General features: G+C 60.6%; 8 protein-coding genes. 7 read left to right on the forward strand and 1 reads right to left on the reverse strand.

The annotated features are described in order from the left end of the window. Positions 1 to 72: 72 nt before the first annotated feature. On the reverse strand, positions 73 to 2,157 hold the full coding sequence (locus tag ATH90_RS01525; RefSeq protein WP_098465581.1) for a TonB-dependent receptor: 2,085 nt from the start codon (positions 2,155 to 2,157) through the stop codon (positions 73 to 75). 411 nt (positions 2,158 to 2,568) lie between these two features. Here ATH90_RS01525 and ATH90_RS01530 point away from each other — a divergent pair, with 411 nt between their 5' ends. From ATH90_RS01530 to ATH90_RS01560, 7 genes are all read left to right on the forward strand, one after another. Continuing rightward, positions 2,569 to 3,870 (forward strand): OprD family porin, encoded by a 1,302-nt coding sequence (locus tag ATH90_RS01530; protein WP_034108683.1) that lies wholly within the window; start codon positions 2,569 to 2,571, stop codon positions 3,868 to 3,870. A gap of 255 nt (positions 3,871 to 4,125) precedes the next feature. Next, a complete protein-coding gene (locus tag ATH90_RS01535) occupies positions 4,126 to 4,329 on the forward strand; it encodes a tautomerase family protein (protein ID WP_034108685.1) in 204 nt (67 codons plus the stop codon). A gap of 20 nt (positions 4,330 to 4,349) precedes the next feature. Beyond that, positions 4,350 to 5,051, forward strand: a complete 702-nt coding sequence (locus tag ATH90_RS01540; RefSeq protein ID WP_098465582.1) for an SDR family NAD(P)-dependent oxidoreductase — start codon at positions 4,350 to 4,352, stop codon at positions 5,049 to 5,051. Between the two features lie 561 nt (positions 5,052 to 5,612). Then, complete coding sequence (locus tag ATH90_RS01545; protein WP_069021201.1) at positions 5,613 to 6,545, forward strand: NAD-dependent epimerase/dehydratase family protein; 933 nt, start codon at positions 5,613 to 5,615, stop codon at positions 6,543 to 6,545. Positions 6,546 to 6,607: 62 nt separating this feature from the next. After that, positions 6,608 to 9,421 (forward strand): bifunctional glycoside hydrolase/polysaccharide deacetylase family protein, encoded by a 2,814-nt coding sequence (locus ATH90_RS01550; RefSeq protein WP_034108692.1) that lies wholly within the window; start codon positions 6,608 to 6,610, stop codon positions 9,419 to 9,421. Further along, positions 9,399 to 12,983: a tetratricopeptide repeat protein gene (locus tag ATH90_RS01555; protein ID WP_098465583.1), complete on the forward strand. Its 3,585-nt coding sequence runs from the start codon at positions 9,399 to 9,401 to the stop codon at positions 12,981 to 12,983. Before ATH90_RS01550 ends, ATH90_RS01555 begins: the two co-directional genes overlap by 23 nt. A gap of 26 nt (positions 12,984 to 13,009) precedes the next feature. Next, positions 13,010 to 13,528: a hypothetical protein gene (locus tag ATH90_RS01560; RefSeq protein ID WP_034108695.1), complete on the forward strand. Its 519-nt coding sequence runs from the start codon at positions 13,010 to 13,012 to the stop codon at positions 13,526 to 13,528. Positions 13,529 to 13,530 lie beyond the last annotated feature (2 nt).

Genomic DNA, 13,530 nt, shown 5'->3' on the forward strand with positions numbered 1-13,530 from the left:
GGTCACTTATCAAGTGAACGGCACATTGCATTCGCGAGCAAGCCCGCTCGCACATTGGCAGGGTGTGTGGCGTTAGAAACTGTAAGTGCCTGTCACCACCAGGCTGCGCGGATCCCCTGGCTGGATCTGCGCGACACTGGTTGCCGATGCGTAGTAGGTTTTATCCGCGATATTGTTCAGCGCCGCGCTGACATCCCATTTCTTCTGGCGGAACCCCGCCAATGCGTCCCAACGGCCATAGCCCGGCAGCACTACGGTGTTGAGGCTGTCGGCATAGCGGTCGCCCACCAGCGTCAGGCCGGTTTCCGCGTACCAGCCCATCTCCGGTTTCCAGGTGACGAACAGGCTGGCGTTGCGCTTGGCCACATCGCTGACGCGCTTGCCTTCAAAGCCGTTGTTGTCCTTCTCGACCGTGGCATCCTGCAGGCCGATACCGCCGCGTACGTACCAGTTGCCGACGATCTTGCCGGTGGCGGTCAGCTCCACGCCGCGTGAGCGCTGCAAGCCGCTGAGCAGCGTGATGCTGCGGTCCAGCGGGTCACTGGTGCGACGGTTATAGAGTTCCAACTCGTACACCGCCAGGGTGGTGCTCAGGCGATCATCGAGCCAATCGCTCTTGACCCCGATTTCCTTCTGCTTGGTCAGCTCGGGGCTCAGGTCGTTGACGCTGCCGGCGGCGTTCGGAGTGATGCCGATCAGGCCACCGCCTGCCGGGGAGAACGTCTTGCTCCACGAGGCGTAGAACGAGTGGTGCTCCAGTGGCGTCCACACCAAGCCAAAGCGCGGGCTGGTGCTGTGGCTCTTGACGTCCTGCTGGGTGTTGAGCAACCGGTTGGTGGTGTCCACTTGAAAACGGTCATAACGCAGGCCACCCAGGATTTGCCACTGGTCGTTGAGGCGCAACTGGTCTTGCACATAAAGGGCACGACTTTCGACCTCCGTGTGGTTGTTGCTGGAAGGGCTCATCGACCCGGTGTGGCTCAGGTGGCGATTGGGTTGGTTGAGGTCCAGGCTCGGCACGACCCGCCCGCCACGGTTGACGGCGGTGGCGGTGTAGAGCTTCGGATCGCGGCGCTGGCTACCCAACTCAAGGCCTGTGAGCAGGCGGTGCTCAAGGCCGAACGTGCTGAAGCCGCCTTCCAGCTCAAGGTTGTTGAACACGTTGCGGGTGGTCAGGTCTTGCTGCCAGCGCTGGCGTGTGACGAGGTTGGCAGCGGTCACACCGGTCTGGTAGGTGTTATCGAAATCACTGTCGAGCTTGAACACGCCGAGGGTATGGCGCAGTTGCCAGTTGTCGTTGAGTTCATAGGCGAGCTTGGAGCGCAGGGACTGCGACGTGTCGTCGATATAGTCGCGGCTGTCGAAGTAAGTGGTGCTGCGGCTCACGTCCGCTGGTCGGCCGTTGACCCCCGGAATGCCACGGTCCGGTGTGCGGTTGTAGCGGCTGTATTCGTATTGCACCAGCCAGTTCAGGTCCGGCGTGAGCTGCCAGCTCATCGACGGCGCGAACAGTTGGCGATTGCCGCTGACTCCATCGCGAAAGCTATTGTTGTCCTGGTTGCCCATGTTCAGGCGCAGGCTGATGTTGTCGGTGGGGTCGGTGCTCAGGTCCGCATACAGACTGCGCAGGTCGTTGCTGCCACCTTGGGCCTCGATGCTCGACGTGTGTCCGGCGATAGGCAGTTTGCTCACGCGGTTGACGATCCCTCCCTGACCGCCTCGCCCGTAGAGTACGGCTGCCGGTCCCTTGAGGACTTCGATGCGCTCGATGTTATGCAAGTCGCGAACGTATTGGCTGTCGTCGCGGATGCCATCGAGATAGAAGTCATTGCTCGCGTCGAAACCGCGGATGCGCAAACTGTCGAAGCGCGTGTCGGCACCGCTGCTTACGTTGGGAATGCCGCTCAACGCCTGGCCCAGGTCATTGGTCCCGTAGGCGCGCAGGCTCTCGGTTTTTACTGAATCGATGGCCTGGGGCACATAGCGCACGGGTGTGGCGGTGCGGGTGGCCGTGCTGGTTTCCTTGACGCGCGGGTCGTCTTCATCAGCTTCGGCGCTGATCGAGGTTTCGGGCAGGGTCGTGGCCGCACAGGCAAAACCGGCAGACAGCAGAACAGAAAGCCCAAGGGTGATGGGCGTCAGGCGAGGGGCTGGCATGGAGGAATGCATCCGAATTATTAGGAAGTAGAACTGCGCGCTAATGGTAATGCTTTGCATTTGCGCGCGTTATATATTCCCAAACGTATCGACTTTGAAATATGTTACTAGATGTGTTTTCTTGCGTTTCAGGTGCAATTTTTTGTCGTTTTTAGAACGGCTGTAGGCCGTTGCTTAGAATTATTTCGCCTAAATACAGACGATTCGCGAAATTGACACATAGTTCCGGGCGCGACTAGGATTGCGCCCAACGCCTGTGGCTAACCGCCATGACTCATCCAATAAAAAAGGCCCGCGGCATGTTCAGTCGTCCGCGGGCCTTCTTTTTTCCGGAATCAGTCGACACCAGAAAAGCGACATGGAGCCTGGTGTCACAGCGCGTACTCAACCAGAAATAAGGAATACAAGAAAATGTTGAAGCAACGGATGAGTCTGATCGCTCTGGGGATTTTGAGCGCATCGACAGCGATGGCAAACGACCAGGACCAGTCCAAGGGTTTTATCGAAGACAGCCACCTGAACATCGCCGCACGTAATGCCTACATCAGCCGTGACTACAAAAATGGCAAGCAAGACAAAGCCGAATGGGGCCAAGGTTTCATCGGCAAGCTCGAGTCCGGTTTCACCCAAGGCACCGTCGGTGTGGGTGTTGACGTGATCGGCCAATACGCTATCCGTCTGGACGGTGGCAAAGGTCGCGCCGGCGCGGGCGGTATCGACTTCTTCAAGCCGGGCAATGGCACCACTGACAACCCTGGCTCGGCACCACACGACCTGGCCAAGGGCGGCGCAGCCGTGAAGTTCCGCGTTTCCAACACCGTGCTCAAGTACGGTGATCAGTTCCCGGCCGTGCCTGTGCTGCAGTACGACAACTCTCGTCTGTTGTCGGAAACCTACACCGGTACGTCGATCGTTTCCAAAGAGATCGCCGGTCTGCAACTGGACGCGGGTCACTTCACCAAAGAAGCGCGCAAGAGCATGGAAGGCACCGACAGCGGCCGCCTGAAAAGCATCGACTACATCGGTGGTAGCTACAAATTCACCGAGAGCCTGTCGGCTGCCTTGTACGCCTCCGACATGCAGGACGTGCTGAAGAAGCAATACGTCAATGTCAACTACGTGCTGGCCCTGCCAGAGAAGCAGTCGCTGACGTTTGACTTCAACGGCTACAAAACCAAGCTGGACAAGAGCTTCGCCCTGGAAAACCAAAAGGACGAAAACGCTCGTGACAACAAAATCTGGAGCCTGGGCGCCACGTGGGCCGTTGGCCCGCACAGCTTCACTGTCGCTCACCAGCGCAGCACCGGTGACACTGGCTACCTGTACGGCGGCTATCGCAACGCTGGCGGCATCGGTGACGGCGGTAACACCATCCTGCTGGCCAACTCCTACTGGTCTGACTTCAACGGTAAGGACGAGCGTTCGTGGCAAGTGGGCTACGGCATCGATTTCGCCACCTTCGGCGTACCGGGCCTGACCTACAACGTTGCCTATGTGCGCGGTACCAACATCGACGACGGTACCAACCGCGGCGACGGCACCGAGCGTGAAATCTGGAACCAGTTCAAGTACGTGGTCCAGAGCGGTCCGGCCAAAGACCTGAGCCTGCGTGCTCGTGCTTCGTGGCTGCGCGTTTCCAGCAACGCTGACCAGTACAACGTAGGCGGTAACGAAATCCGTCTGTTCGCCGACTACCCGATCAACGTTTTCTAATTGATCGCAGGTCGCGCCTGATCCTGGGCGATAGAAACCCCGACTGGTTCGGGGTTTTTTTATGCCTGGGGTTTCTAATGATCAATTCCGTGGCCGCGGCTTGCGGTGTGAATGCGTAGGGAAGGGCCGTGAACACCTGTTACACCACGGCATTAATGAAGTACCCCAGCCCGTCTTTATCCCCTGTCGATGAACTTCTAAATTGGCCCCACTGCCCGCCCATCATCCCGATGGCCGGCCGCTGGAGCCTTCGTCATGCCCTTCGTCAGCCTGCGCATCACCCGTGACGGCGTTACCCCCGAGCAAAAAGCCCAGGTTATCGCCGAGTTCACCGAAACCCTCGAACGCGTCCTGCACAAACGCCCGGACCTGACCCACGTCGTCATCGAAGAAGTCGACACCGATAACTGGGGCTACGCCGGCATCACCACCACCGAATACCGCAAATCCCAAGCCTGAATCCCTACCGGAGAATCCTCATGAAAAAAGTCGTCATCGTCACCGGCGCGTCCCAAGGTATCGGCGCCGCCGTGGTCCAGGCTTACCGTGCCCTCGATTATCGCGTGGTCGCCACTTCGCGCTCGATCCAGCCGCCCACCGACCCGGACATCCTTGCCGTCGCTGGCGATATCGCCGACCCGGCCACTGCCCAGCGTGTCGTCCGCGAAGCCCTGGCCACCTTCGGGCGTATCGACAGCCTGATCAACAACGCCGGCATTTTCATTGCCAAACCATTCACGGCCTACAACCAGGAGGACTACGCCAACGTGCTCGCGGTGAACCTCAACGGTTTTTTCTACATCACCCAACTCGCCCTCGCCGAGATGGAAAAGAACAACGCTGGCCATATCGTCAACGTCACCACCAGCCTGGCGGACCACGCCATCGATGGGGTGCCGTCGGTGCTCGCCAACCTCACCAAAGGCGGGCTGAATTCGGCGACCAAGTCGTTGGCGATTGAATACGCCAAGCGCGGCATTCGGGTAAATGCGGTGAGCCCCGGGATCATCAAGACGCCGATGCACGGCGAGGAAAGTCACGCGGCGTTGGGGCAATTGCACCCAGTTGGGCATATGGGGGAGGTGAGCGATATTGCCCAGGCGATCATCTACCTGGAGCACGCTGGGTTTGTGACGGGTGAGATTCTGCATGTGGACGGGGGGCAAAGCGCGGGTCATTGATACACAAGCCCCGGCCTAACCCGGCCGGGCGCTAGCCTCTCGTAGCGAGCACCTTACCGACAATGTCGTGGATGACGCCGTCCTGGCGACAATCCATTCCCATCGCCCCTCATCGGCCACCGCTGAAAACCGCGTCCGAACTCCCAGCCACGGCCGCCCCATCGTCCTCCCTCGACCGCCCTGTTCACCCGCGATGCAGTGCCTGCGCTTGCCGTTCAGGTGGCGTCAGCAAGGCCGAATCGCTCGCTCCCTGCTCTATTAATGTCGTCAATTAAATGACTTTTTTGGGCGCGGAGTGCCGTCTGGCGGCAAAAGAGACAATACGTTGACAGTTCACTTGGGATCCAACATTATTCGCGACGATTTTGATGGCTCTAAGCCATTAAAATGATATTAGCGGCGCACCTTCGTCCCATGCTGTGGTTCTCGAAAATATAGGAATGTGGCTGCTTCGACTCGGATGACCAAGCGACGTTGGTCAGGGTAGCCCTTAAACACTGTCACCGTATTAGCAGGCTCGTTTCTTCGCGCCTGCTCGCGAGTCTTAAGGAAGTGAACTTCATGGCTGTAGGACGAATTCTGGTTACCGGTGGTGCAGGGTTTATTGGCTCACATCTGGTGGATGCTCTGCTGGGTAAAGGCTACAAGATTCGCGTACTGGACGACTTGTCGACGGGCAAAACGACGAATCTGCCTGTCGGTAATCCTGACCTGGAACTGGTGGTCGGCGATGTCGCGGACAGCGCCGCCGTGGAGCTGGCCATGGCAGGTTGCAGCGCGGTCGTGCACCTGGCTGCAGTGGCTTCGGTGCAGGCTTCGGTTGATGATCCTGTGGCCACCCACCAGGCCAATTTCGTCGGCACACTCAATGTGTGCCAAAGCATGTTGAAGGCCGGTGTGACACGCGTGGTGTTTGCGTCCAGCGCGGCGACCTATGGCAACAACGGTGAAGGCACTGCCATCGTGGAAGACACCCCCAAGTCTCCACTGACGCCTTATGCCAGCGACAAATTGGCCAGTGAATACTACCTGGACTTCTACCGTCGCGAGCATGGCCTGGAGCCGGTGATTTTCCGCTTCTTCAATATCTTCGGCCCACGCCAGGACCCTTCTTCGCCTTACTCCGGTGTGATCAGCATCTTCACCGAGCGCGCACTGGCGCGTAAGCCGATCACCGTGTTTGGTGATGGCGAGCAAACGCGCGACTTCGTCTACGTGCAAGACCTGGTGAGCATCCTTGTACAGGCCGTCGAGACTCGCGAGCCGGCGCCTGAGGCGATCAACGTAGGGCTTAGCCGTTCGACCAGTCTCAACGACCTGATTGCTGAGCTGGGCCATGCCACAGGTGCTCCGTTGAATGTGACGTACCAGGCGCCACGCCAAGGCGATATACGCCATTCGCGCGCCAACAACACCCGACTGCTGGAGCGCTTTGCACTCCCGGAACCGACCTCGATCGGCCAGGGTTTAGCGCAGCTTTTACGCAGTTTGTAGTTCGCCGGTCCATTCGCCCGACGTTAACGCAGTATTGGCTCAGTCATCTTCTAGAGTGAATTATGGAAATCGTTTTCCGCAGGACGCGTGTTCGCGCGATCGCCGAGCGGCTGTTGGCTGCCCTTGCATTGTTCGTGGGTGTGCCGGTTGTCCACGCAGCTGCTTTACCCCAACCGTCCAGCGTGGCCTTCTGGTACGCCGAGCAACCACCGCTGCCCGAGCTGGCGCAGTTCGACTGGGCCGTGGTCGAGCCGGGCCACATGACGCCGGGCGATGTGAAAACCTTGCGGGCGTTGGGCAGCCAGCCGTTTGCGTACCTGTCCATTGGCGAGTTCGATGGCAACAAGGCTGAGATCGAGAAAGCGGGCTTGGGCAAAGCTGTTTCGCCTGTACGCAACGACGCCTGGAACAGTCAGGTCATGGACCTCACTTCGACGGCTTGGCGTGAGCATTTGTTCGGTCGCGCCAAGGCCTTGGAAGCGCAAGGCTATACGGGTCTGTTCCTCGACACCCTCGACAGTTTCCAGCTGGTGCCACAAGCCCAGCGCGAAGCCCAGCGTGTAGGCTTGGCCAGTCTGCTGCGTGAGTTGCATAAGCGTCAGCCCACGCTGAAGCTGTTTTTCAACCGCGGCTTCGAAGTATTGCCGGACCTGGACGGCGTCGCCGCCGCCGTGGCGGTCGAATCGATCCATGCCGGTTGGGATGCCTCCGCCAAGCGTTATCGCCCGGTGTCGGAGTCCGACCGCCAGTGGCTTGAAACGCACCTGCAGCCGCTGCGTGCCAAGGGTATCCCGCTGGTGGCGATTGACTACTTGCCCCCCGAGCGTCGTGAGGAAGCACGCAAGCTCGCCAAGCGACTGCGCGACGAAGGTTTTATCCCGTACATCAGCACCCCTGACCTCAACACCCTGGGCATCAGCAGCATCGAAGTCCAGCCGCGCCGAATCGCGATGATCTACGACCCGCGCGAAGGTGCGCTGGAAGATGCCGCCGGCCATAGCAACCTGGGTGGGTTGCTGGAGTACCTCGGCTACCGTGTCGATTATTTGCCGGCCAACAGTGACCTGCCGCTTTACGGTTTCAGTGGGTTGTACGCGGGTGTCGTGACCTGGATGACCAGTGGCCCGCCCCAGGACGCACCGGCGTTCAATCGCTTTCTCAATGCGCGCCTGGACGAACAGGTGCCGGTGGTGTTTTTCAGTGGCCTGCCGGTTGAAGACAAGCTGTTGCTCAAGCGCCTGGGCCTCAAGCGCGATGTGCCGCCCGCCACCCAAGTGTTGACCATCACTCACCAGGACAAGGCCTTGCTGGGTGCGTTCGAGGCGCCAGTGGTGCCTCGCTCCCGTGATCTGGCGGCGGTGTCGGTCCTGCCCAACGGCCCGACACCGGCCTTGTCCTTGAGCGGTGCCGGTGGCGCCGTGTTCAACCCGGTGGTAGTCGGCAAATGGGGCGGCCTTGCGCTGGCGCCTTACCTGCTGGAAATCAACAACGAGCGCAGCCGCTGGATTCTCGATCCTTTCGCGTTTCTCCAAGCCAGCCTGAAACTGCCGGCACAGCCGCGCCCAGACACCACCACCGAAAACGGCCGGCGCATCGCGACCGTGCATATCGATGGTGACGGTTTCCCGTCCCGGGCCGAAGTGCGCGGTACGCCGTATGCCGGTCGCCACACCCTGGACGACTACATCAAGCCCAACCCGTTCCTGACCTCGGTGTCGATCATCGAAGGCGAGATCTCGCCGCGTGGCGCATTCCCGTTCCTGGCGCGTGAGCTTGAGCCGATTGCCCGTGAAATCTTCGCCAACCCTAAAGTCGAAGTGGCCACGCACACCTACAGCCACCCTTTTTTCATGCAGCCTGACAAAGCCAAGAAGCGCGAGAATTTCAACCCGGAATACGGCTTGAACATGAAGATCGCCGGCTACGACAAAATTGATTTTCGTCGCGAGATCTTTGGCTCGCGCGATTACATCAACCAGAACCTGACCACCCCGCAGAAGCCAGTCAAGATGGTGTTCTGGCCAGGCGACGCGCTGCCATCGTCCGACACCATCAAGCTGGCCTACGACGCCGGCCTGAAGAACGTCAATGGCGCCGAAACCATCATGACCAAGGCCAACCCGTCGTTGACTGGCTTGAACCCGTTGCTGAGGCCGACCCCAGGCGGGTTGCAGTACTACGCGCCCATCATCAACGAAAACCTGTACACCAACCTGTGGAAAGGCCCGTATTACGGCTTTCGCGAGTTGATCGAGACCTTTGAGCTGACCGACAGCCCACGCCGCCTGCGTGGCCTGCACCTCTATTACCACTTCTACTCCAGCACCAAGCAGGCCTCGATCAAGGCCATGCACGAGATCTACGGCTACATGCGCGAGCAACAGCCGATGTCGTTGTGGATGACTGACTACGTCGACCGACTGCACGGCCTGTACCAGGCGAGTCTGGCGCGTACCGCCGACGGGGCCTGGCAGATCCGCGGGATGGATGCGCTGCGCACCGTGCGACTCGATGCACAAATGGGCTGGCCTGACTTGCTGCAATCACAAGGCGTTGCTGGCGTGCGCGACTTGCCGCAAGGCCGCTACGTAGCACTGAGCAGCGACAAGGCGTTGCTTGTGCTGCGCGCGGACAGAGACCCCAGGCCTGCCCTGGAGGAAGCCAACCTGCCGTTGCTGGATTGGCGCTACCTGGATGATCGGCGTGTGAGTTTTTCCTTCGCCGGTCAGTTTGACCTGTCCTTCTCCGTACGCTCGGCAACAGCCTGTCGCGTGGAAGTGGATGGGCAGCGCTTCGCGGGCAAGGCTTCGGCCGGCCTTTGGACTTTTCAATTACCTATGAAGCAGGTGAGTAATGCTCAGCTCCTCTGCAACTAAGAATAGCCGCCTGCTCAATCCCTGGGCGCTGGCGGTGGTCGCGGTTGCCGTAGGCGGTTTGCTATGGGCGACCTTTCAGCGCGAATCCGTGTTCCAGCCCGACGGGCGCGAGCCCGATGCGGTGTCGGCCAACTACGCCGAGCTGTTGCTGACAGCGCACCCGGACGACGACCACCTGCGCTTGCAGTTGGTCGATCTGCTGATTCGCCTCGGTGACTACGCCAAGGCGCGCGAGCACATTGAAGCCTGGCCCAAGCCGCAGCTGGAAACCCAGGCCTACTACCGGCTGGAGCTGGATGCGCTGGTTGCCGCCAGCGGCAACGACCTGATCGCGCAGCAGGCATTGGTTGAGCGCCTGGAAAGCTTCGATCACCGTAAATTGCCGGTGGCGCAGCTGCAGAACCTGGCGAAGCTGGCGCTGACATTGCAGGCCCCGGCATTTGCCGCGAGTGTATTCGAAGAGATCGCCGGGCGTGATCCTGCGCAAAAGAGCGACGCCCTCAAGTCGGCCGCGCAGTGGTACCTGGCGGGTGAACAACCGGCACGTGCGGCGGCTATCTATTTGCAGCTCAAGCGTGATGCGCAGGACCCTGGCGAGCAACGTGAGTACGCGCAGTTGGCGTTCAACAGTTTGCTCTCGGCCGGCCGTGACGAACAGGCCGCACAGGTGCTCGCCGACCAGTTGCCGACGCTCACGAACCCGCAGACCGACGTGGCGTGGCTGAAGCAGGGCGTCGATGTCGCCGTGGCAACCAAGCAGTTCGAGCTCGCACAGCGTGTGCTTGAGCAGTGGCATGCCTTGGAGCCCGACAACCCGAGTATTGCGTTGAAGCAGTTCCACGTTCGCCTGGCCATCAATGACCTGGCGGGTGCGTGGGACACCGGTCAACAACTGACGGTCGACTATCCGGATGATATCGAGTTGCTCGAGCAGATGGCCAAGCTCGGTGAATGGCGCGGTGATAACGAGGCGGCGCTGGGTTACTGGATCCGCGTGCTCAAGATCAAGGAAGACGCCCAAGTCCGCGAGCATGCTTGGCGCCTCGCCAGCCAGCAGTTCGACTTTGACCGCTCTATCCCGTTGCTCGCTGAGATCATGCAGCAACGAGCGCTGACGGACATCGAGTTGGACGCGCTGATCTACGGCCACGAATCGCGCGGTACGCCCGCCGAAGCCGAGGCCTGGTTGCGCAGTTACCTGCGCAAATACCCGTCACATCGCCTGGCCTGGACGCGCCTGCTGCAAAACCTGGAAAACACCGGGCAGTTCGCCGCCAAGGGCAAGCTCTACAAGGATTATGCAAAACGCTACAGGTTGACCACGGCTGAATTGGTTGATTGGGCCAGCACTGAGATGAAGCTGTTCAATGAGCAGGCTGCATGGGACGTGGTGAAGTCCGATGACGCCTCCATCGATGACCCGGAGTATTGGCGCACCCGTGCTGCCCTGGCCTGGGACTTGGAGCGCGACGAAGACTTGCGCGTCTCACTGGAAAAACTGCTGTCCATCAATGGCAAGTTGGTCAGTGGTGACGAGAGCCAGTTGATCTCGCTGTACCGCACCCGCGACCCACAACGCGCCCTGGCGCTGATGGTTGCCAGTTGGCACCGTGCCCAGGACCCGCAGCGACTGGTCGAGGCGCTGCAGCTGGCTCAGGAGTTGGAGCAATGGGACCAAGTCACCGCCTTGCTGGAAGACGCCAAGAAGTACCCCGACGCCTACGAGCAAGCCCAGGTCCTGGCGGTGCGTGGCGCGCTGGCGATAGAGCAGGGTGACCCCGCTGAAGCCGAGCGTTTGTACCTGCTGGGCCTATCGCGTTACCCCGACGACAACCTGTTCCGCGAACGCTTGACCTGGCTCTACGTCGACCAGGCGGACACGGCCAAGCTCAAGCCATTGATGACCAAGTGGCGTGCCTATGCGCGCGAAGACCGCCTGCTGTGGTTGCCGTTCGCCAGTGCCAGCCAGCTCTTGGGGCGCGATGCCGAGGCGTTGGCCTGGTACCGCATGTACCTCAAGCTCTCCCCGAACGACTGGCTGGTGCAGGCGGCGTATGCCGACGCACTGGAGACCTCCGGCTACCAGGATGCCGCTCAGCGTCTGCGCTTGAAATTACTGCGCAACCCCGAGGCAGACAACCTGCAACCGTCGTCCCAGCGCTACGCGATCTGGCTGCGCTTGATGTCCAGCAGCTACTCGCCACGCAAGGCGCAGCAGGAGCTCCTGAAGTGGAAAGACGGTTCGCCGTCGATGAAGCAGCTGTGGTTCGAACGCCTGCTGGCCCGTCTGGATGCGACCAATCAACAGGCGCAGAAAGACGATTGGCTGGCCTGGGCGCGCTCCCAGGGCCTCAAGGTCGACCGTTATGAGCAAATCCAGGAAGCCCTGCGCAGCCGCAACAAAGCCCAGGTCGAAACCCTGCTGGCCAGCAGCGACCTGAACCCGGCGCAACGTTCCCAGGCCCTCAGCCGTTTGAACCGTAACAATGAAGCCTTGGAAACCAGCCTCTCCGCGTTGGGTGATGACCAGCCAGACTCGGTGAATGAGCAACTGCGGCGCCAGGCGGTAGAGATCCACGAATCCACGCCGCAAGGCGCCCTGCTGTCTTATCAGAAGCAAGACTTCGGTGGCCTTTCGTTTGATGCGCCGCGCCTGGAAATCGCCCATAACCTGGGTGACAAATGGTACGCCGACGTCGAGATGGAACATGGCAAGTACAAAGGCGACGACGTGATTTCATCGCGAATCGGCGAAGAGAGCAACGCGGCCCTGACCCTGATCCGTTCGGTGGAAAACGGCAGCTGGAAGCTGTTCGCCGATACCAGCCAACGCCAGGACGATGATCGCAACGGCTTGGGTCTGTCGCGCATGTGGCAGCTGGGTTCCAGCCATCAACTCGAGACCGGCCTGGACTGGCATCGCAAGAGCGACGACAGCGGCCTGATGCGCGCTTTCGGCCAGCAGGACCGGGCTTGGGTCGGCGGGCGTCATGGCCTGACCGCACGGGACCAGTTGAGCTGGGAAGTGGCGCAACGGTCGTTCTCGACCCGCGCCGGCGACTCACTGGGCAGCGGCCATGCGGTGAAGCTGGAGCTTAACCACACGCTGGAATTCGCCGGGCCTAACTGGACGGTGCGCAGCGGTGTGGATTATCAGAAAAACAGCGTGAAGGATCGCAACCTGGACTACCTGTCCGATGCCATTGATCCCAAGGGGCCTATTCGGGTGGTTAGCGATCCGGATGACCCGCAGTCGGTCCCTGCCAGTGACCTGCTGCAAAGCCGCTACGGCCAACTCTACGTCGGCAGCTCCTGGCGCCGTGGCATACCGGGCGCGCTGGTGCGCAGCAAGCCGCAATACACCTGGCTGGTGGACATGACGGCGGGTTGGCAGTGGACCGATCAAACCTTCAACTACGGCATCAACACCGGCGTCGGCTTCGAAGTCCTGGGTGACGACGAACTGGCCCTTACCTTCGGCTACCAATCCGCGCCACAAGGCGGGGATGGCAAGTCCGGCGGCACACTGGGCATGAGCTACGGCGTGCGTTTCGGGCGCTGATTACAGAATCTACGGGAGAAAAACCTATGCAAGCAATTCGTAACCTGAGCCTGGCCCTGACAGTGCTGTTCGTCGCCGGCTGCTCCAGCTTCACCAGTGAAAACAGCCCGAACCTGCCGCGCAATGCGCAGTGGGGCATCGTGCCGATGATCAACTACTCCCAGACCCCGCAGGCCGGTGAGCGCAGCGAGCAGATCCTGCTCAGCGTGCTCAGCAGCCACGGCCTGCAACCGCGGGTCTACCCAACCAGCACCCAGGGCGAACAGGCGTTGATGGATGACAACGAGCGCCTCACCGGTGCGCTGGAATGGGCGCGTGAGCAAAAGCTTGATTACGTCGTGTCCGGCAGCGTGGAAGAGTGGCAGTACAAGAACGGCCTGGACGGCGAGCCAGCGGTCGGCATCAGCCTGCGTGTCCTGGAAGCCAGCAGCGGTCGTGTGCTCTGGAGCAAAAGCGGCGCGCGCGCCGGCTGGTCCCGTGAAAGCCTGGCGGGCAATGCTCAGACGGTAATCGACAAACTTGTTGGCGCCCTTCGGTTCGAGTGAAC

This window comes from Pseudomonas lurida (assembly GCF_002563895.1).
Lineage (GTDB): Bacteria > Pseudomonadota > Gammaproteobacteria > Pseudomonadales > Pseudomonadaceae > Aquipseudomonas > Aquipseudomonas lurida.